Origin of the sequence: Alistipes timonensis JC136 (genome assembly GCF_900107675.1) — a bacterium.
GTDB classification, from domain to species: Bacteria; Bacteroidota; Bacteroidia; order Bacteroidales; family Rikenellaceae; genus Alistipes; species Alistipes timonensis.
Genome location: NZ_FNRI01000011.1, coordinates 57,732 through 78,837 on the forward strand (window position 1 = coordinate 57,732; position 21,106 = coordinate 78,837).

Sequence of the window (21,106 nt, forward strand, 5' to 3'; positions counted from 1 at the left end):
CTTTGATAAACCAAACCGATTGAAACGATGACCCCGTTACGCATTTCACTCGCCGCAGCGGCGCTGCTCCTGCTTCCGGCGGCAGCCCCGGCGCAAAACGGCAAGAAAATCTACGCCGACTATCACGGCGTGCGCTACACGCGCGCCCACGACGGCAAACTGGGCCGCTGGGAGATGCACGCCGAAACCGCCAAGTCGAAAACCGGCCGGAAGACGCTCTGCTACAACGCCGACTTCATGGATGCCGAGGGACGCCACGACATCGCCGCCGTGGCTTATCCGCAGGCGGGCATGCAGTCGAATCTCGACCCCGACTACATCGAATACCAGATTCTCTCGGCCAAGGCCGCGGGGATCGACGGATTCTTCATCGAATGGGGGTTCATGGACCACGAGAACGACAAACTGCTCAGGGCCATGCAGCCCGTGGCCGCGAAATACGGCTTCGAGATCGGCGTCAACTGGTGCGACGGCTGGCTCTATTACGACTGGATCACCCGCATGCACCCCGAAATCGACACCCGCGAGGCCAAGACCGAACATTACGCCCGCTGCTATCAATATCTGGTGGATAACGTACTGTCGGGCCCGACGGCCCCGACCGTCGGCGGACGTCCGGTTTTCTACCTCTTCGGTCCGGGCGCCAAGCCCGCGGAATACGCCTATGCCGCATCGAAGGTCCGCCTGCCCGAAGGCATGCCGCAGCCCGCCGTGCTGCGCCGCTGGGCCGAGTGGGGCACGCTCGAAGCGAACCGTTACGTTCCCGTTCGCTGGAGCCCCGAGATCGAGTCGTGGAAGGAGCTGGGGATGATCCCCACGGCGTGGCTGCCGGCCCGCGTGCGTCCGATGGACGCCGCGCACCCTTATTGGGACCACTACGCCGAACCGGACGACCTCATCGAATTCATGAAACCGTTCCGCGACTCGGTGTGGATGAGCGCCGACCCGGCCTACACCGTCAAATCGGGTTTCGCCATGCCGGGCATGGACAACCGCGGCTGCGCCGGCTGGGGAGGACAGCATTTCTACTACATCCCGCGCGACGGGGGCCGGACCTACGAACGCATGTGGGAGTTCAGCATGGCCTCGCGCGACAGCCTCGACATGATGTTCATCGCCTCGTGGAGCGACTACACCGAGGGACACGAGATCGAGCCCACGGTGGAGAACGGCGACCGCGAACTGCGCACGACGCTGCATTACGCCGCGCAGTTCAAAGAGATGCCGGAAGATGCCTCGGGCATCGCGCTTCCCGCACGGCTTTTCGACCTGCGCAAACGGAGCGAATACCTCGCTTCGGCCCGTCGCAAGACGGCCGCGGCCGACGCCCTGCTGGACCAGGCCGCCGCCGCGATCGCCGGAGGGAGCTATTCAGAGGCCGCCGAACGGCTCTCCGCGGCGGAAACCGCTGTGGAAACCCTCGAAAAAACGCTCAAAAACAGTACGCTCGACATTCCGGAATCGGAACTGCGCTTCAGCAGCGATGCCGTGCACGGCGTCCGGTACGCCTCGCCCGAATTGAAGGTCTACCTGCCCGAGACGGCCACCCGCTCGCTGATCGCGGCGCGCGCCCACACGGGTTACGTGGAGTTCGAATACTTCGACGACGCCCCGACGGGCGATTTCGTCTTCATCTACTCGCGCACCGAGCGTCAGCCCAAGAATATTTTCGCCACCGTCGCCAAGTTCAAAACCGACGGCACGGGTACATGGAAACGGGTGCGGGTCGGGCTGATCCCCGAAAACGTGCTTTACGCCACGACGCCGGGCTTTACACTGATGTTCAAAGGCAAACTGAAGCTGCGCGACGTCAGCTTCCATTACACCCTCAGCCGATGATGCGCCTGCTCACCACCCTGCTGCTGGCCGCCTGCACCGCCTGCGGCGGCCCCTCGCAAGACGGCAATGCCTTCACGTTCGACGAGGCGGGCATGGCCTACCGCATCGAGTTCCGCACGGAAAACACCGTGCGCATCCTCGCCCGACCGGCCGGTTCGCCCCTCGTGACGCGACGGCTGGTCGTGGATTCGCTGCCTGCGGCTCCCGTCGAGATTCGCCGTGAGTCCACCGAATACGGCTATGCCTTCCGCACGCCGCAGCTCTGGGTGGAGTTCGACCGCGCACGCGGCCTCTTTTCGTTCCGCGACGCCCGCACGGGCGCCCTGCTGCTCGAGGAGACCGCCCGCTCGCTCCGTCCCGACACCGTGGGCGGCGAGGCGTGCTACGCCGTGACCCAGCGGTTCGCCGGGACCGACGACGAGGCGCTGTACGGGCTGGGCCAGTATCAGACGGGCGCCCTGAACTACAAACGCGACACGGTTCTGCTGTTGCAGGCCAACAAGGACATCGTCAACCCCTACCTGGTCTCCACGCGCGGCTTCGGCCTGCTGTGGGACAACTATTCGGCCTCGGAGTTCCGCGACGGAGGCGACGCTTTCGAATTCACATCGGAAGTGGGCGACGCCGTCGATTACTGGTTCGTCTACGGAGACGATCCCGCCGGATGCGTGCGCGGCTACCGGGCGCTGACCGGCGCGGCGTCGATGCTTCCGAAATGGGCCTTCGGATTCTGGCAGTCGCGCGAACGCTACAAGACATTCGACGAACTGACCGGCGTGGTCAGCGAATACCGCCGCCGGCACATCCCGATCGACGTCATCGTGCAGGACTGGGAGTACTGGGGCGAAAAACCCCGGTGGAACGCCCTCCTTTGGGATTCGGTGCGTTTCCCGAACCCCGGGGCCGCCATTGCCCGCCTGCACGAAGAGTACGGCGTGCGGCTGCTGGTGTCGGTGTGGCCGGGATTCGGTCCCGAGACGGCCGTATACCGCGACCTGGAGGCCGCCGGAGCCTTGTTCGACGAACGGACATGGGCCGGTTACAAGGTCTTCGACGCCTACGATCCGGCGGCGCGCGACATCGTCTGGAACCATTTCCGCACGGGGCTGTTCGACACCGGCGTCGACGGCTGGTGGATGGACGCCACCGAACCCTCGTTCCGCGAGGGATTCACCCAGCGCAAGCAGGAGGCCCGGACCAAATCGGCCGGAAAAACCCATCTGGGGGCTTTCCACCGCTATCTGAACACCTATTCGCTGGTGTGGACGGGCGACCTCTACGGCCGCCTGCGCGCGGCGGCTCCCGAACGCCGTCCGCTGCTCTTCACCCGCTCGGCATTCGCCGGGCAGCAGCGTTACGGAACGGCCGTGTGGTCGGGCGACATCATCGCCTCGTGGGAGACGATGAAACGCCAGCTGGCCGCGGGCGTCAACCTTGCGGCGTCGGGATTCCCCTACTGGACCTTCGACACGGGCGGATTCTACGTCACCGACAACGGCGGCATCTACCCCCGCGGACTGGCCGACCCGGCCTATAAGGAACTCTACGCCCGGTGGTTTCAGTTCGGGGCCTTCCTGCCGATCTTCCGCGCCCACGGGACCAACGTTCCGCGCGAGGTGTGGCAGTTCGGCGACGAACGGAGCGTCTGGTACCGCAACCAGACAAAATACATCGACCTGCGCTACCGCCTGACGCCCTACGTCTACTCCACGGCCTACGACGTTGCGGCGAACGGCAGTTCGTTCATCGCGGCCGCAGGCATGGCCTTCCCGGAGGACCGGGCGATAGCCGCGACCGACGACATGTACCTGTTCGGCCCCGCGCTGCTCGTGCGTCCCGTCTTCGAACCGATGCCCGCCGGAGCCCGGACCCAGCCGGTCGCAACGCTGCTGCCGCGCCACGACGGCGCATGGTGGTACGACTTCTTCACGGGCGGGGCGTTCCGCGGCGGAGAGCGCGTCACCCGGACGTGCGGCCTCACGGAACTCCCGGTCTACGCCCGGGGCGGCTCGATCGTGCCGATGGGCGCGGTGAAGGAGTCGGTCATGGCCGGTCCCGACCGTGAACTCGAAATCCGCATCTATACCGGGGCCGACGCCCGCTTCACGCTCTACGACGACGCCGGGGACGGCTACGGCTACGAACAGGGCGAATACGCCCGCTGCACCCTCGGCTGGTCCGAGGCGGACGCCTCGCTGCACATCTCCGCACGCGAAGGCTCCTACCCCGGCATGGCGCAGGAGCAGACGCTCCGCATCCGGGTCTTCCGCCCCGGAGCGGAACCCGCGGAACAGACCGTCCGCTATACGGGCGAACCCCTCGAATGCAAATTCCAATCAACCGAAAACCGATGAAACACATCCGAATCATTCTCTGCCTGACGCTGCTCCTGGCCGCCGCTTCGGCCGCGGCACGGGTCAAATACACGGTCAACGACGCCTGGCGTTTCACGAAAGGCTCGCCCTACAACGCCTTCCTGCCCGCGGCCGACGACTCGGCGTGGGAAGTGGTGAACATCCCCCACACGTGGAACGCCGAGGACGCCGTCGACGACGTTCCGGGCTTCTACCGCGGCCCGGCATGGTACCGCAAGCGGATCGTCCTGCCGGCCGACGCCGCCTCGAAGCAGGTCTACCTCTGCTTCGAGGGGGCCAACCAGGTGGTGCGGCTCTACGTCAACGGCCATTACGCCGGGAAGCACACGGGCGGCTACACGCGCTTCGTGTTCGACATCACGAAATACATCGTCCCGGGCGGCGAAAACCTCTTCGCCGCAGAGGTGGACAACGCCCACGATCCCGATATTCCGCCCCTGTCCGCCGACTTCACCTTCTTCGGCGGCATCTACCGCGACGTGAGCCTGCTGATGACCGACAAGGTGCACGTGGCGCCGACCGACTTCGCATCGCCGGGCGTCTACCTCTCGACCCCCGAAGTCACGGCTGAACGGGCCACGGTCGAGGTGCGGACGCTGGTGGCCAACGACGGTCCGGAAACCGCCCGGGTGCGCATCGAGCACCGCATCGTCGCGCCCGACGGGCGCGAGGCCGCACGCACGGAAGACACCGCGGAAATCGCCGCCGGAAGCGTCGCGGAACAGCTCCGCCGGGGCATCACGATCGCGTCGCCCCGGCTGTGGGACATCGACGAACCGAACCTCTACCGCGTGCTGACGCGCATCGTGGCCGAGGACGGCCGCGTGCTGGACGAGGTTTCCAACCCGCTGGGCCTGCGGTGGTTCTCGTTCGATCCCGACAAGGGATTTTCGCTCAACGGCCGTCCGCGCAAACTCGTCGGCACGTGCCGCCACCAGGACTACCTGGGCCGCGGCTGGGCGCTGCCCGACGAGATGCACGAACGCGACGTGCGTCTCATCAAAGAGATGGGCGGCAACTTCCTGCGCGTGTCGCACTACCCGCAGGACCCCGTGGTGATGGAGATGTGCGACCGGCTGGGCATCGTCACCTCGGTCGAAATTCCGGTGGTCAACGCCGTCACCGAGAGCGACGGGTTCCTCGAAAATTCGGTGCGAATGGTCCGCGAGATGATCCGTCAGGACTTCAACCACCCCTCGGTGATGATCTGGGCCTACATGAACGAGACGCTCCTGCGCCCGCCCTACACCGACGAGGCCCGCACGAAAGAGTATTACAAAGCCATCGAACACGTGGCCCGCACGCTGGAGGAGACCGTGCGCAGCGAGGACCCCTCGCGCTACACGATGATCGCCTTCCACAACGCCCCGGAGCGGTATGCCGCCGCCAACCTGACCCAAATCCCGATGATCCAGGGCTGGAATCTCTACCAGGGATGGTACGAAAAGGACATCACGGGCTTCGAGCGCATCCTCGACCGGCTCCACGCGCAGTATCCCGACAAGGTGCTGATCGTGACCGAGTACGGCGCCGACGTCGATCCGCGGCTGCACTCGTTCTCGCCCGAGCAGTTCGACTTCTCGCAGGAGTACGGGCTGGTCTACAACCGCCATTATCTGAGCGAGATGCAAAAACGCTCCTTCATCGCGGGCTCGTCGCTCTGGAACCTCAACGCCTTCTATTCCGAGCCGCGCGCCGACGTCGTGCCCCACGTCAACAACAAAGGCGTCACGGGTCTCGACCGCGAACTGAAAGACACCTATCTTTTCTACAAGACCGTGCTCAACCGCACCCCGCAGCTCGTCATCGGCAACCGCGGGTGGCAGAACCGCAGCGGTGCGGACGACGGCACGGGCCGCTGCACACAGCCCGTTCCGGTCTTCACCAACCAGTCGTCGGTGACCCTCACGCTCAACGGCCGCAAGGTCGGCACCAAGCGTCCCGAAGGAGGCGTGGCGATGTTCGACGTTCCCTTTGCGGACGGCGAGAACCGCCTCGTGGCCCGGGCCGGGGCGCTCACCGATGTCCTGACAGTCGGTTTCCGGCTGGCGCAGGCGTCGCCCGAACGGTTTACCGGGCTGAACGTCATGCTCGGCTCGCCCCGCTATTTCGACGACCGCGAGGCGGGTCTGGCGTGGATTCCCGAGCGGCCCTACACCCCGGGCAGTTGGGGATATGTCGGCGGCGAGGCCCTGCGGCGCTCCGGGGCCGGATGGCTCGGCAGCGCCTCCGACATCCTCGGCACGAAGAACGACCCCGTGTTCCAGACCCAGCGCGTCGGCATCGAGTCGTTCCGCGCCGACGTGCCCGACGGCACCTACTCGGTCTACCTCTACTGGGCCGAACTCGACGCCGCCCGGCAGCGCGAAGCGCTGGCCTACAACCTCGGGGCCGACGGCGCCCAGCAACAGTACACGGGACGCCGGTTCGACGTTTCGGTGAACGGCCGGAAGGTGCTCGAAAACTTCTCGATCGCCGCCGAAGTCGGCTTCTCGCGGGCGATGGTCCGCAAAGTCGACGTCATCGTCCGCGACGGCAAGGGCCTGCGCGTCGATTTCGGACGCATCGAGGGCGAACCCGTGCTGAACGCCATCCGCATCTACCGCAACCACTGACACCCATGAAACACGCATTTCTTCTCGCGCTGAACCTGTGCCTCGCCGCCGCGGCCTGCGCCCGTCCCGATACGGTCTACGTGACCCACGGAGCCGCGCACACCCCGCGCGTCGAACTCGCAGACGGACATGCCATAGAATCCCGCCCCATGCGGGGCGACACGCTCACGGCCGGCGGCGTCTGCTTCGTGAGGCTGCCGCGCCTGCGGCTCGTGCTCTGCATCGGGCAGTCGAACATGGCGGGCCGGGGTCTGATGGATGCCGGGGCCGCCGACACGCTCCGCAGCGTCTACCTCTTCAACGGCGACGGCTTCGAACGCGCCGCGGAACCCATGAACCGCTACTCCACCGTCCGCAAGGAACTCGGCATGCAGCGCGTCGGCCCCGTCGGGAGCTTCGCCGCACGCTATGCGGAGGTCACGGGCGCCCCGGTGGGCGTCGTGGTCAACGCCCGCGGCGGCTCGTCGATCGACGAGTGGCTGCCCGGCTCCGAAACGGACTATCTGGCCAAAGCCGTCGAACGCATTCGCGCCGCAGGCGACTGGGGCGATGTCGCGGCGGTGCTCTGGCATCAGGGCGAAGCCGACTCGGCACATCCCGAACGCTACGAGGCCAAGCTCCGCCGCCTCGTCGGCATCCTGCGCACGGAACTCGGCAACCCCTCGCTGCCGGTGGTCTTCGGCGAAATCGCCCATTGGAACTGGACGAACCGCGTCGAGGGCACGGCCCCCTTCAACGCCATGCTCCGCAGTCTGCGCATTCCGCACACGGCCTGCGTATCGGCCGAGGGGCTCGCGCCGATGAAGGACGAAACAGACCCGCACTTCTCGGCCGCGAGCCAGCGCGAACTGGGGCGCCGCTATGCAGAAGCCCTGCTGAAACTCCGATAAGAACAATATCCTAACCTACACATGTAATGAACAAACTTTTCAGACCTTTTCTCTTTGCGGCCGGATACCTCGCGGCGGCCGCAGCCTGCACGGACGACACGACCGGCGGCGAACCCTCCGGAAAACCCGGTCACGGCGACAAACCCGAATACAGTTACACGGCAGTCGAATACCGCAAAATCCAGAGCGGCAGTTTCAAACCGTGGACCACGGCCGACGCCACGGAGACCCGCACGGTCAGGGGCATGAACTGGTTCTCGCCGGTGGACGGGCACGTCGAAACGGCATGGGGCGGACGCCTCGACTACGGCGAACCCGCCTCCGTAACAGGCACCGAAGGCTACTTCCGCGTGGGCAAGGCCGACGGACGCTGGTATTTCCTCGATCCGGACGGCGGCGCCGTCATCCTGCACGGCACGCAGCACGTGCGCCCCGGCACCTCGGCCGAGCACGTCGCGTCGTTCAACGGCAAATTCGGCAACAACGCCAAATGGAGCGCCGAGACGGGCGCGATGCTCGCCTCCTACGGCTTCAACTACATCTCCTACGGCTCGAACCGCGTCGAGCGCTTCCCGGACGACATACGTGAGAATCTGCTCAACCCCGGCAACCGCAAGATGGCCTATGCCGAGAACCTCTACCTGCTGCGCACCTTCATGTGGGACATGACCGCCAACCTGGGCTACGCTTTCGAAGACGGCACCTACAACCGCCTCGTGCTGGCGTTCGAACCCACGTTCCAGAGCTATGTCGAAAACCTCGCCCGCGAGAAATGCGCCCTGTTCGCCGGAGACAAACACTTCGTGGGTTACTACCTCGACAACGAACTGCCTTTCGCAGCCTACGAGAACGCCGACGCCGTGAAAGGCATCGAACTGAAGCACTTCCTCTCCCTGCCCGACAAATACAAAGGCGCGCGCGATTTCGCCGAAGCGTTCATGGCGCAGGAGGGCATCGCCTCGACGGAGGCCATCACCAAGGCCAACCGCGAGAAATTCCGCTCGGCCGTCGCCGACCACTACTTCCAGGTGACGAGCACGGCGGTCCGCAAGGCCGACCCGCAACACCTGATCCTCGGATCGCGCCTCCACGACTGGAGCAAATATACGCAAGGCATCGTCGAAGCCTGCGCCCGTTACTGCGACGTGGTGTCGGTCAACTACTACGCCCGCTGGCAGCCCGAACCCGATTTCATGGCCAACCTCGCCGCGTGGTGCGGCAACAAACCCTTCATCGTCACGGAGTTCTACGTCAAAGGCGCCGACGCCAACTATAAGGGCCGTGCCTATACGAACACCGACGGCGGCGGATGGCTCGTGCGCACGCAGAAGAACCGCGGGGAGTTCTACCAGAACTTCTGCCTGCGGCTGCTCGAGACGCGCAACTGCGCCGGGTGGATGCACTTCGAATACAACGACGGCTACGGCGGCACGACGGATTCGAACAAGGGCCTCGTATCGGTGGAGTACACCCCCTACGCCGACTACCTGAACCTGGCCCGGGAGCTCCACACGAATCTCTACCCGCTGGCATCCTACTACGACGGGGAGCGCTGAAGCCCTCCCCGTCCGTGAACACCTGCGCCGACCGGAATTCCGCGGAAATCCCGCCGGATTCCGGTTAGCGTAATTTCGGACCTAACACGGCCGCCTCATAATCGCCCCTCAGCCTTTCTGGCAGGCGCTTTGCAGCGGCATAGTTAGCGTACGAAAGACGATAAGTTTGGATTTACCCTGCCGAATGGGTAATTTTACAATCGTAACCTAAACCCGCGACCATGTCTATTCAGATGAACCAATCGCTGTCGGTCGACTGTGCCGTCTTCGGTTTCAACGGAAAATCGCTCAAAGTGCTGCTCATCGAACGGCGCTACTACAAACCCGACACGCGTCTCGACAAGCTCAAACTGCCGGGAGCCATGATTCTCGAAAACGAGACGCTGCCCGAAGCCGCCTACCGCGTCCTCGAAGAGGCCACGGGACTCAAAAACGTCTACCTGAAACAGATGGACATCTTCTCCGACCCCAAGCGCGTGGCCGGCGAGGAGTTGGAGTGGATCAACCGCTACCACGGCATCCAGACCGACCGCGTGGTCACCGTCGGTTACTATGCGCTGGTGAAGCTCGACAGCCGCACCATCGCCTACACGACGGCCAAAGGGGCCCAATGGGTCGACGTGGATTCGATTCAACGGCTGGCCATGGACCACAAGGCAATCCTTTCGGCAGCCCTCACGGTGCTGTGCCGCGAGATGCTGCAATCGCCGGTGGCCTTCGAGCTGCTGCCGCGCAAATTCACGATCCGGGCGTTGCAGAACCTTTACAGCGCCGTGCTGGGCATCGAAATCGACAACCGCAACTTCCGCAAGAAGATCCTGGCCTCGGGTTTCCTGACCCCCACCGCCGAAAAGGAGCAGGGCGTGGCCCACAAACCCGCACAATACTACACCTTTAACAAGAACGCCTACAAAAAGGCCCTGAAAGACAAACTGAAACTGGGATTCATAAACAACTGGAGATATTGACATGAAAACTTTAGGCATAGACATAGGTTCCTCGTCGGTCAAAGTGTCGCTGCTGGACATCCCGACGGGCGAATGCGTGGCTTCGGCCACCAACCCTGCGGCGGAAATGCCCATCGAGGCGCTCCGAAGCGGCTGGGCCGAGCAGGACCCCGAAATGTGGTGGCACTACGTCCGCGAAGGCATCCGGCAGATCGCCGTGAAACATCCCATGCGCGAGGTGGCGGCCATCGGCATCACCTACCAGATGCACGGACTCGTGGCGCTCTCCGAGAAGGGCGAACCGCTGCGCAAGTCAATCATCTGGTGCGACTCCCGGGCCATCGGGATCGGCGCCGAAGCCCTCGAAAGCATCGGCCGGGAGTTCTGCCTGGAACACACCCTTAACTCGCCGGGCAACTTCACGGCGTCGAAACTGGCGTGGGTGAAGCGCAACGAACCCGAGATCTTTGCGAAAATCCATAAGTTCATGCTCCCGGGCGACTACATCGCCTACCGTCTTTCGGGACGGATGTCCACCTCCGTCAGCGGACTCTCGGAGCAGATACTCTGGGATTTCAAAGAGGAACGCCGCGCGGACTTCGTGGCCGACCGGTACGGCATCCCGCCGGAGATGATCCCCGACGCCGACGTTTCGATCGGCATTCAGGCGCACACCGACGCCGCAACGGAACGCGAACTGGGCATCCCGACCGGCACGCCCATCTCCTACCGCGCAGGCGACCAGCCCAACAACGCCTTCTCGCTCAACGTCATGGAGGCGGGCGAGATCGCCGCGACGGGCGGCACGAGCGGCGTGGTCTACGGCGTCACGGACACCCCGAAGGCCGACCCGCAGTCGCGCGTCAATACGTTCGTCCACGTCAACCACACGCCCGGGAAACCGCGTTACGGTATCCTGCTCTGCATCAACGGCACGGGCATCATGAACTCGTGGATACGCCGCAACGTCACGCAGCAGACAATGGATTACGCCGAGATGAACCGCCTGGCCGCAAGCGTCCCGGCCGGTTCCGAAGGACTGCTGGTCGTTCCGTTCGGCAACGGCGCCGAGCGCGTGCTCGAAAACCGCTGCACGGGGGCCGGGATCGTCAACATCGACCTCAACCGCCACACCACGGCCCACATCCTCCGCGCCGCGCAGGAGGGCATCGCCTACTCGTTCCGCTACGGCATCGACATCATGCGGGGGCTGGGGCTCTCGCCCGACGTCATCCGCGCCGGACAGGCCAATCTGTTCCTCTCGCCGCTGTTCCGGCAGACGCTTTCAACGCTCACCGGGGCCCGCATCGAGCTGTTCAACACCGACGGTGCGCTGGGTGCGGCACGCGGTGCGGCGTTGGGCGCGGGGCTTTACAAGACGCGCGAAGAGGCTTTCGCCTCGCTCCGCCGGCTGGAGGTCGTGGAACCCGTCGAGGCCGACCGCGAAGCCCTCGAAGCGGGATACCGCGCGTGGGTCGCAGAAATCGAATCGAAACTCAACAAATAAACCAAAAAAACGACAAAATCATGGCAACAACAAACTACTTTCCCTCGGTGGAAAAGATCAAATTCGAAGGCAAGGATTCGAAAAACCCGATGGCTTTCCGCTACTACGATCCCGAAAAGGTCGTGAAGGGCAAAAAAATGAAGGATTGGTTCAAATTCTCGATGGCATGGTGGCACACCCTCTGCGCCGAGGGCGGCGACCAGTTCGGCGGCGGCACCAAGACCTTCCCGTGGAACGCGGCGGCATGCCCCGTCGAGCGCGCCAAGGCCAAGATGGACGCAGGCTTCGAGTTCATGCAGAAGATGGGCATTGAATACTACTGTTTCCACGACGTGGACCTCGTGGACGAGGCCGCAACGACCGAGGAGTATGAGCAGAACCTCCGCGAAATCGTCGCCTACGCCAAGCAGAAACAGGCCGAGACCGGCATCAAACTGCTGTGGGGCACGGCCAACGTCTTCGGACACGCCCGCTACATGAACGGCGCCTCGACCAACCCCGACTTCGACGCCGCGGCCCGCGCCATGCTGCAAATCAAAAACGCCATCGACGCCACGATCGAGCTGGGCGGCGAGAACTACGTCTTCTGGGGCGGCCGCGAAGGTTACATGTCGCTGCTGAACACCGACATGAAGCGCGAAAAGGAGCACATGGCCACGATGCTCCGCATGGCCCGCGACTATGCCCGTTCGAAGGGCTTCAAAGGCAACTTCCTGATCGAGCCCAAGCCGATGGAGCCGATGAAGCACCAGTACGACGTCGACACGGAGACCGTGATCGGATTCCTGCGCGCCCACGGTCTCGACAAGGATTTCAAAGTCAACATCGAAGTCAACCACGCCACGCTGGCCGGCCACACCTTCGAACACGAGCTTCAGTGCGCCGTCGACGCCGGCATGCTGGGTTCGATCGACGCCAACCGCGGCGATTACCAGAACGGCTGGGACACCGACCAGTTCCCGATCGACCTTTACGAAATGGTACAGGCCATGATGGTCATCGTCCGCGGCGGCGGTCTCCAGGGCGGCGGCACGAACTTCGACGCCAAAACCCGCCGCAACTCGACGGACCTCGAGGATATCTTCATCGCCCACATCGCCGCAATGGACGTGATGGCCCGCGCGCTGCTGATCGCCGCCGACATCCTCGACAACTCGCCCTACGAGAAGATGCTCGCCGAGCGTTACGCCTCCTACGACAAGGGCGAGGGCAAAGCCTTCGAAGAGGGCAAACTCACGCTCGAGCAGGCCGCCGACTACGCCCGCAAGCACGAACCCGTGCAGCAGAGCGGCAAGCAGGAGCTTTACGAAGCGATCGTAAATATGTATATCTAAACGCGGCCCTGCGTTTGCAATTCCGACTCCGCAGGCCAAGCCCCTCCCGAGGGCCGTTTAAAAAACGGCTTTTAAGTGGTGGAAGCGCAGAACCGGATTGGAAGGCCGAACCCATGCACCGCCCCTGAAGCCCGGCTCTTAGCCGGGGTGGGGTCAGACTTGTAAACGACGCCGAAGGCGGCGACTGCGACCGACCGGAGCAAGGGACCACGCTAAAAAATAAAACAACAACCTGATGACTACTTCAAACCAACAAACCGGCAGCCGCGCCTACCTCTTCTCCATCGTACTGGTGGCGATCATCGGCGGACTGCTCTTCGGTTACGACACGGCCGTCGTGTCGGGCGCCGAACAGGCGCTCGACCAGTTCTTCCGGAGCGCCGCAGACTTCACCTACACGTCGTGGATGCACGGCTTCACCGCTTCGAGCGCGCTGATCGGCTGCGTCATCGGCGGTGCGATCTCGGGCCTGCTGGCCTCGCGCTTCGGACGCAAACGATCGCTCGTCATGGCGGCGGTGCTCTTTTTCATCTCGGCCGTCGGCTCGTGGTGGCCCGAGAGCGGCATCCTCCCCTACGGCGAGGCTTCGCTCCCGCTGCTGGTGTCGTTCAACATCTACCGCGTCATCGGCGGCATCGGCGTCGGACTCGCCTCGGCCGTCTGCCCGATGTATATCGCCGAAATTTCCCCGGCGAAGATCCGCGGCACGCTCGTTTCGTGCAACCAGTTCGCCATCATCTTCGGCATGCTGGTCGTCTACTTTGTCAACTACCTGATCCGCAACCACCTCGGCGATACGGGCGAAGCGATCCAGGCGGCGATGGTTCAGATCGGCTGGCGCCGGATGTTCCTCTCCGAAGCCTTCCCGGCAGGCGCCTTCTTCCTGCTGATCATGCTCGTGCCCGAGACCCCGCGGTTCCTGGCACTCCGGGGCAACGACGCCAAGGCTTTCGCCGTGCTCGAACGTATCAACGGCACGTCCGAAGCCCGCTCAATCCTCGCCGACATCAAATCCACGGTGCACGAAAAGCGCGAAAAACTCTTCGCCTACGGCACGGCCGTGATCCTGATCGGCATCCTGCTGTCATTCTTCCAGCAGGCCATCGGCATCAACGTCGTGCTCTACTACGCCCCGCGCATCTTCGAGAACATGGGCGCTTCGGGCGACGCGTCGATGCTCCAGACTGTCGTCATGGGCATCGTCAACATCCTCTTCACCGTCGTGGCGATCTTCACCGTCGACAAAGTGGGCCGCAAGCCGCTGCTCATCATCGGCTCGACGGGCATGATGATCGGCATGGCCGCCCTCGCGGCGCTGTCGTTCACCGACACGATCGGTATTGCGGCGCTCGTCTTCATCATCATCTACACCGCGTCGTTCATGATGTCGTGGGGCCCGATCTGCTGGGTGCTCATCTCGGAGATCTTCCCCAACACCATCCGTTCGCAGGCCGTGGCCATCGCCGTAGCGGCGCAGTGGATCTCGAACTTCCTCGTGTCGGCGACCTTCCCGTCGCTGAGCGCCTGGAGCGTCGGCGGCACCTACTGCATCTATGCGCTGATGTCGCTCGCCTCGGCGATCTTCGTCTGGCGGTGGGTTCCCGAAACCAAGGGAAAGACCCTCGAGGAGATGTCTACCCTGTGGAAGAAAAACGGCCGGTAAACACCCCGGCCCCAAACGAAAAAAGGTTCCTGCTTTGGCAGGAACCTTTTTTGCATTTTGCCGAAACGTCAGCCCAATTTCATCACATCGTCGATGCCCATGTCCTTATAGGTGGTTTCGAGCTCCTCGCTGCGGTCCGAAATGACCAGCAGCTTGTCGCCCAAGTGCAGTTCCGTCTTGCCCTGCGGCACGAAATACTCGCCCTCGCGGCAAACCATCATCACCAGCGTATTCTCGGGCAGGGTGATGTCTTTGAGCGTATGTCCGGTGTCGAGCATCGACTCGTTGACCTCGACCTCCGTAAGCACCGACTTCATGTCCTCGTGAATATCGACGCTGAACGCCGACTCCCGCTCTTCGTAGGCCAGTCCCAGCAGGTTGGCCATACCGCTTACGGTGGTGCCCTGCACCACGAGCGAAATGATCGTCGAAAGGAAGACCACGTTGAACAGCAGCCCGGCCTGCTCGACGTTCGCCATCATCGGATAGATGGCAAAGAGGATCGGCACGGCGCCGCGCAGCCCCACCCACGAGATGTAAAGCCGCGCCTTGGTGGTGAAGCGCCGGAAAGGCAGCAGGCACGCGAAGACCGTGACGGGACGCGCCACGAGGATCATGAACGCACCGACGGCACAACCCAGAATCAGCACCTCGGGCCGGAACAACTCCATGCTGTTGACGAAAAGTCCCAGCGTGAGGAACATCACGATCTGCATCAACCAGGTAAAACCGTCGAAAAAGACCGTCAAAGACCGCTTCTGCGTCAGTTTGTGATTGCCGACGACCAGACCCGCCAGGTAAACGGCCAGATAGCCGTTGCCTTTGACGAGATCGGTGAAAGCGAATGCGAAGAAGATGAAAGCCAGCAGCAGCACCGAATAGAGCGAATGGTTGGCCAGGTTGATCTTGTTGATCGTCCACACCGCCAGCCGGCCGATCAGGTAGCCCGACAAGGCTCCGACGATCATCTGGATCACGAAATAGACGATGCTCATGCCCATGCTGACATCGCCGGAGGAGTTCGTCACCACACCGATCAGCAGGATTGTCAGCATGTAGGCCATCGGGTCGTTCGAGCCGCTCTCCAGCTCCAACAACGGGCGGAGGTGTTGTTTGAGCCCCTGTTTCTTACTTCGCAGAATGGAGAACACCGACGCGGAGTCGGTCGAAGACATCGTGGAGGCAAGCAGCAGGGCCAGCGGGAAGGAGATCTGCAATCCGATCCACGGCGCGATGAGCCAGACGAAGCCCGCCAGCACCATGGCCGTCATCACCACCCCCACCGTGGCCAGCACGACGCCGGGCCCGATGATGGGTTTGATCTCCTGGAAGGAGGTATCCATACCGCCCGTGAAGAGGATGATGCAGAGGGCGATCATGCCCACGAACTGCGTCATGTCGACCGAACGATACGAGATAAAGTCCAGACCGAACAACATGCCCACTCCCAGGAAGAGCAGCAACGCCGGGGCGCCGAAACGATAGGCGACCTTACCGGCCATCACCGCCACGAAGAGCAGCAGAGCGCCGACCAATACTACATTTTCACCACTGATGTTTACCATTCTCTATATTTAGTTTTTAGCCGTTTGCAATTCCTGCCCGTCGGCAATGCGCAGTTCGGTCAGCGGCCGGTACTCCAGGTCGGTGTACTCGAACGCCTGCATGGCCGCAAAGCGGTTGTCGGGCGTCCGGTAAACGGCCACGGCCACGGCGGGAACCTGTGCATGGGGCAGGGAGAAAAGCCGCCCGGCATCGCCCCGCGCGATACACTCCTTTACCTCTGCGGACAATCCGCGCTCAAAATAGAGCTCGTCGTAGCGCAGGTAACGGCGCCCCGCACGGTAATAAGGGGCTCCCTCGGCGCTGAAAAACCGCGCTGCAAGGGTAATCATCCCCGCCAAAGCCAGCGCCCCGCCGAGGAACACCAGCGCCGAGCGCATGTTGTTCGACAGCCCGGCGCCGTAAATGTTGTTCAGAACCAGCATTGCCACGCCGGCCACAAGCAGCACGGCGGGAATCAAAAGGGATTTGCGGCGACGAACCACGACCTCCCCGGGCAAGGCGTACATCGCCTCGCAAATTTTAATCTTATCCATATCTCTCTCATTATCAAACGTCCATATTTCAATTAAGGGAACAGCCACCCCTGCCGGAGAGACCGTTCGGGAAACACGAACCGCTAAATAATGAGCCGGCGCAGGCGGTAGACATAATAGTCCACGGCATGCGGGCCGACGGAGAGATCATTGGATTGGTACGTTGAAATAAGTTTGGCAACTCCCGTGCCGCCGCACAACGCGACGCAACGCAATGCAGCGCGTGCCGCCGTATGGAGGCTTCCGCGCTGGAACATGGGTGCGGCCGGGGAGGCTTCCGCCTCCCGGAGAACACGGGGTTGGTTCAGGTCCGAATTGCAGATGCGCTCGCACTGCCACTGGTCGGCGGGCGCATTGCCGACCGAAAGTACCGCTGTACGGGCAGCCCCTACGGCACGCACGTCGCCCCGGCTCTCCGAAAAGAGCAGGCAACCCGCCAGGGCCAGCAATATGAAAAACAGTTTGCGCATAAGTTATTACGGAGAATCCGGTCAGATGCAAAGTTACATTTTTTCCCGGAGAAATCCGCGGCCCTGGGCGGAAAAGTTCATAAAAGGGCCAAAATTACCGACTCCCCGCCCGGCTCTTAGCCGGAATTTAGGGGCGGCAACAGGTCATTCCGAGCGAACGAACGTGAGCGTGGGAATCCGATAGCAGCGTTGTAAGGCCACAACGTCCAGTCAGATTGCCACTGTGATGCCTCGCAATGACGGTGAAAGCGCGGAACCGAACGAGAGTGTTCTGAAACAACCGTCGCACCCTAAAACCCGCTTCTTAAGCGGGTGATGACTCGCAATGACGGTGAAAGCGCAGAACCGGACGAGAGTGTTCTGAAGCAACCGTCGCACCCTAAAACCCGCTTCTTAAGCGGGTGATGCCTCGCAATGACGGCAAAAGCGTGTAACATGAACAGCCCGACTCCTTTCTGCACCCGTTTTTGATTTTAGAGGAGCAGATTTGCGCTTAAACGAAGCCCGACACGGATGGGTAGTATAACAATACGCCCCATTCGCCCGGCTAAGAGCCGGGATTGGGGAGCGATAGACAGTCACCGCACGAATCATCCCATTCTGCGCTCCCGTTCGGGCCGGACAAGACAGGGCGAAAGGTGCCCGTGAAAATCGAAAACTATTGGGGAATGAAGATGTAAGTGATCGTTCCGGTCTGCTTGGCGGGAGCCGTCTCGTCGATGTTGAACAGCGAACTGCGGGCCGCCCGCAGCGCCGATTCGCGCATGCACTCGTCGCCGCCCCCGGTGACACGCGCGCCGACGACCTTGCCGGCACGGTCCACCGTGATCGACACCTCCACATCGCCGCCGCCTTCGCACAGGTAGGCCGGAACCTCCAGCCAACGCGACGTGCGAACGGGATTCGTCAACGAAAAGGAGACCGTAACGCGCCCTTTGACCTTGCGGTCCTGATGCTCCGAACCGTCCTCCCTGCCGCGGCGTTCGCGGATCGCACGCTCCTCGGCCAACCCCTGCTCATAAGCCTCGCGGTTGGCCTGCATCCGCGCTTCGGCCTCGGCGGCCGCCTGGTTCAGCGCCGCGGCATTGGTCCCGCGGTCGTCCCGGAGCTGCTCATTGAGGGCGTTTTCGTTCGACGCCTGGTTGCGGATGCTCCGCCAGTCGATCTCCTCCTGCGCCTGACGCTCCCGCACCTCACGTTCGAGACGGGCCTTTTCCTGCTCCAATTCGGCGAGCGACTGCAGGTCGATATACATTCCCTGCTGGTGGGAACGGGCCCCCACGACGATCTTCGACGAGACGAAGACGATCATCAGCAACAAATAGGCTATCAGCGTGACGCACAGCCCGATGCGGTGGTCGTAAGCCCACGTTCCGGCATCCTCCCTGCGGTTGTCGAAGGGAAGTCGGAGCCGGGGCCGGCGAGGGGCCCGGGGGTTGCTGTCACGCGGATTCTCGGTCATCGTGTCGTTCGGAATTTTGAGCAAAAATAAGGCTTTTTACTGAAATTTTAATTTTTTCACACAAAATAAACTGCGCTTCGGCAATCCCGAATAAATTTGGTATTGAGCCCGACTTGTATTATCTTTGCGCGAAATATACAAGAAATTCCGCTTATGTCTACCAAACAACAAACGCTGAAGGCTCCGATCTCGTTCTCGGGCAAGGGCCTTCATTCGGGCGTGAAAGTAACCATGACCGTCAATCCCGCCGAAGCCGGCACCGGCATCGTATTCCGCCGCACCGATATCGAGGGACAGCCCATAATCCCCGCCTTGTGCGATCATGTCGTGGACACCTCGCGCGGCACGACCATCGAAGCCGGCGGCCACCGCGTTTCGACCATCGAACACATCATGTCGGCGCTCTGGACGCTGGGCGTGGACAACGCCATCATAGATATCGATGCCCCCGAAACCCCGATCCTCGACGGATCGGCCCGTGAATACGCCCGGGCCGTGGCCGAAACGGGACTGGTGGACCAAGACGCCGAACGCGCGTTCTACCACGTGACCGAGAAGATGGTCTACACGATCCCCGAAAAGGGCGTGGCGATCATCCTCTACCCCGACGACGAATTTTCCGTCTCGGTGCATGTGGACTACAACTCGAAGGTCATCGGCAACCAGTACGCCACCTTCAACCCCGGCGACGATTTCGCCGGCAAGATCGCGCCCTGCCGCACGTTCGTCTTCCTGCACGAACTGGAACCGCTGATGAAGATGAACCTCATCAAAGGCGGCGACCTCGACAACGCCATCGTGGTGGTCGAGAATCCCGTGCCCGACGAGCAGCTGGAGAACCTCAAAAAGATTTTCGACAAGCCCGACATCGAGATCAAAGCGGGCTACCTGAACAACCTCGAACTGCGCTGCAACAACGAGCTGGCGCGCCACAAACTGCTCGACCTGCTGGGCGACTTCGCCCTGCTGGGCGTGCGGATCAAAGGCCGCGTCTGGGCCACCCGCCCGGGCCATTTCGCCAACACGGAGTTCATGAAGCAGCTCAAACACGCCATCCGCAAGGCCGGCGAGAAGCCCCGCTTCACCTACGACTGCCGCAAACCGGCGCTGTACGACATCAACGACATCCGCAAGATGCTGCCCCACCGTCCGCCGTTCCTGCTGGTGGACCGCATCTTCCACCGCGACGAAACCGACGTGGCGGGCATTAAGAACGTGACGATGAACGAGCCGTTCTTCGTGGGCCACTTCCCCGAGGAGCCGGTGATGCCGGGCGTGCTGATCGTCGAGGCCATGGCGCAGTGCAGCGGCATTCTGGTGCTGGGCGGCGTGGAAGACCCCGAGAACTACTCGACGTACTTCATGAAGATCGACGGCGTGAAATTCAAACGCAAAGTCGTGCCGGGCGATACGCTGCAGTTCGAAATCCACCTGCTGGAACCCATCCGCCGCGGCGTCGCCGTGGTCGAGGGCAAGGCGTTCGTCGGCGAAACGCTTGCCTGCGAGGCCGTGATGATGGCGCAGGTAGTCAAAAACAAAAAGTAAGACATGATAAGCAACCTTGCCTACATCCACCCCGACGCGAAGATCGGGGCCAATGCCACGGTGGAACCTTTCGCCTATATCGCCGGCGACGTCGTGATCGGCGACGACTGCTGGATCGGCCCCGGAGCCGTGATCCACGACGGCGCGCGCATCGGCAACCGTTGCCGCATCCACACCGCCGCATCGGTTTCGTGCCTGCCGCAAGACCTGAAATTCGCCGGTGAAATCACGACCTGCGAGATCGGCGACGACAACGACATCCGCGAGTATGTGACGATCAGCCGCGGAACCGCTTCGACGGGCACCACGCGCATCGGCTCGAACAACCTGCTGATGGCCTACACGCACGTCGGACACGACTGCATCATCGGTAGCAACTGCGTGATCGCCAACCGCGTATCACTCGCAGGAGAGGTCCACATCGGCGACTGGGTGGTGATCGGAGGCCATGCCGCCGTACACCAGTGGACCCACATCGGGGCACACTCGATGATCCAGGGCGGGGCGCTGCTGGGACAGGACCTCCCGCCCTACGTCATCGTGCGCAACGACACGCTGCGCTTCGCGGGCATCAACAAGATCGGACTTTCGCGCCGCGGCTTCACGCCCGAGCGCATCGCCGAGATCCACGACGCCTGCCGCATCCTCTTCCAGAGCGGCCTGAACTACCTGAACGGCTGCGACGAAGTCGAGAAGCAGGTTCCGCAAAGTCCCGAACGCGACGCGCTGATCGAATTCATCCGCACCTCGAAGCGCGGAATCATCAAACCCTACGAATCCAAATCGAAAGAGGAGTAAATTTTG

The 21,106-nt window shown here is 62.6% G+C and carries 15 protein-coding genes; 11 read left to right on the forward strand and 4 right to left on the reverse strand.

Features of this window, described 5'->3' with window-relative positions:
• Positions 1 to 27 precede the first annotated feature (27 nt).
• From BLU78_RS12905 to xylE, 9 genes are all read left to right on the forward strand, one after another.
• Positions 28 to 1,839: a glycoside hydrolase family 99 protein gene (locus tag BLU78_RS12905; RefSeq protein ID WP_010261080.1), complete on the forward strand. Its 1,812-nt coding sequence runs from the start codon at positions 28 to 30 to the stop codon at positions 1,837 to 1,839.
• Positions 1,836 to 4,193, forward strand: coding sequence for a glycoside hydrolase family 31 protein (locus BLU78_RS12910; protein ID WP_010261081.1), 2,358 nt, complete (start codon positions 1,836 to 1,838; stop codon positions 4,191 to 4,193). The genes BLU78_RS12905 and BLU78_RS12910 overlap by 4 nt, the downstream gene beginning before the upstream one ends.
• The gene (locus BLU78_RS12915) at positions 4,190 to 6,829 is read left to right on the forward strand and encodes a glycoside hydrolase family 2 TIM barrel-domain containing protein (protein WP_010261083.1); all 2,640 of its coding nucleotides are present in this window, start codon (positions 4,190 to 4,192) and stop codon (positions 6,827 to 6,829) included. The genes BLU78_RS12910 and BLU78_RS12915 overlap by 4 nt, the downstream gene beginning before the upstream one ends.
• 5 nt (positions 6,830 to 6,834) lie before the next feature.
• Positions 6,835 to 7,719 carry a sialate O-acetylesterase gene (locus BLU78_RS12920; protein WP_010261084.1) on the forward strand — a complete coding sequence of 295 codons (885 nt, stop codon included), beginning with the start codon at positions 6,835 to 6,837 and terminating at the stop codon, positions 7,717 to 7,719.
• A 26-nt stretch (positions 7,720 to 7,745) separates the two neighbouring features.
• Positions 7,746 to 9,275 carry a glycoside hydrolase 5 family protein gene (locus BLU78_RS12925; RefSeq protein ID WP_010261085.1) on the forward strand — a complete coding sequence of 510 codons (1,530 nt, stop codon included), beginning with the start codon at positions 7,746 to 7,748 and terminating at the stop codon, positions 9,273 to 9,275.
• 221 nt (positions 9,276 to 9,496) lie between these two features.
• On the forward strand, positions 9,497 to 10,243 hold the full coding sequence (locus BLU78_RS12930; RefSeq protein ID WP_019150967.1) for an NUDIX hydrolase: 747 nt from the start codon (positions 9,497 to 9,499) through the stop codon (positions 10,241 to 10,243).
• 1 nt (position 10,244) lies between these two features.
• Complete coding sequence (locus BLU78_RS12935) at positions 10,245 to 11,729, forward strand: xylulokinase (RefSeq protein WP_010261089.1); 1,485 nt, start codon at positions 10,245 to 10,247, stop codon at positions 11,727 to 11,729.
• 20 nt (positions 11,730 to 11,749) lie between these two features.
• The gene (gene xylA / locus BLU78_RS12940; RefSeq protein WP_010261090.1) at positions 11,750 to 13,063 is read left to right on the forward strand and encodes a xylose isomerase; all 1,314 of its coding nucleotides are present in this window, start codon (positions 11,750 to 11,752) and stop codon (positions 13,061 to 13,063) included.
• Between the two features lie 235 nt (positions 13,064 to 13,298).
• A complete protein-coding gene (gene xylE, locus BLU78_RS12945; RefSeq protein WP_010261093.1) occupies positions 13,299 to 14,726 on the forward strand; it encodes a D-xylose transporter XylE in 1,428 nt (475 codons plus the stop codon).
• Between the two features lie 68 nt (positions 14,727 to 14,794).
• Here xylE and BLU78_RS12950 read toward each other — a convergent pair whose 3' ends face one another.
• From BLU78_RS12950 to BLU78_RS12965, 4 genes are all read right to left on the reverse strand, one after another.
• On the reverse strand, positions 14,795 to 16,291 hold the full coding sequence (locus BLU78_RS12950) for a potassium/proton antiporter (protein WP_044106313.1): 1,497 nt from the start codon (positions 16,289 to 16,291) through the stop codon (positions 14,795 to 14,797).
• A gap of 9 nt (positions 16,292 to 16,300) precedes the next feature.
• On the reverse strand, positions 16,301 to 16,825 hold the full coding sequence (locus BLU78_RS12955) for a hypothetical protein (RefSeq protein ID WP_020693554.1): 525 nt from the start codon (positions 16,823 to 16,825) through the stop codon (positions 16,301 to 16,303).
• A gap of 83 nt (positions 16,826 to 16,908) precedes the next feature.
• The gene (locus tag BLU78_RS12960; RefSeq protein WP_010261100.1) at positions 16,909 to 17,295 is read right to left on the reverse strand and encodes a hypothetical protein; all 387 of its coding nucleotides are present in this window, start codon (positions 17,293 to 17,295) and stop codon (positions 16,909 to 16,911) included.
• Positions 17,296 to 17,953: 658 nt separating this feature from the next.
• Positions 17,954 to 18,757 carry an energy transducer TonB family protein gene (locus tag BLU78_RS12965; RefSeq protein WP_176791141.1) on the reverse strand — a complete coding sequence of 268 codons (804 nt, stop codon included), beginning with the start codon at positions 18,755 to 18,757 and terminating at the stop codon, positions 17,954 to 17,956.
• Positions 18,758 to 18,910: 153 nt separating this feature from the next.
• Here BLU78_RS12965 and BLU78_RS12970 point away from each other — a divergent pair, with 153 nt between their 5' ends.
• Together BLU78_RS12970 and lpxA are read left to right on the forward strand one after the other, a co-directional pair.
• The gene (locus BLU78_RS12970; protein WP_010261102.1) at positions 18,911 to 20,302 is read left to right on the forward strand and encodes a bifunctional UDP-3-O-[3-hydroxymyristoyl] N-acetylglucosamine deacetylase/3-hydroxyacyl-ACP dehydratase; all 1,392 of its coding nucleotides are present in this window, start codon (positions 18,911 to 18,913) and stop codon (positions 20,300 to 20,302) included.
• Positions 20,303 to 20,305: 3 nt separating this feature from the next.
• On the forward strand, positions 20,306 to 21,100 hold the full coding sequence (gene lpxA, locus BLU78_RS12975) for an acyl-ACP--UDP-N-acetylglucosamine O-acyltransferase (RefSeq protein ID WP_010261104.1): 795 nt from the start codon (positions 20,306 to 20,308) through the stop codon (positions 21,098 to 21,100).
• Positions 21,101 to 21,106: the final 6 nt, after the last annotated feature.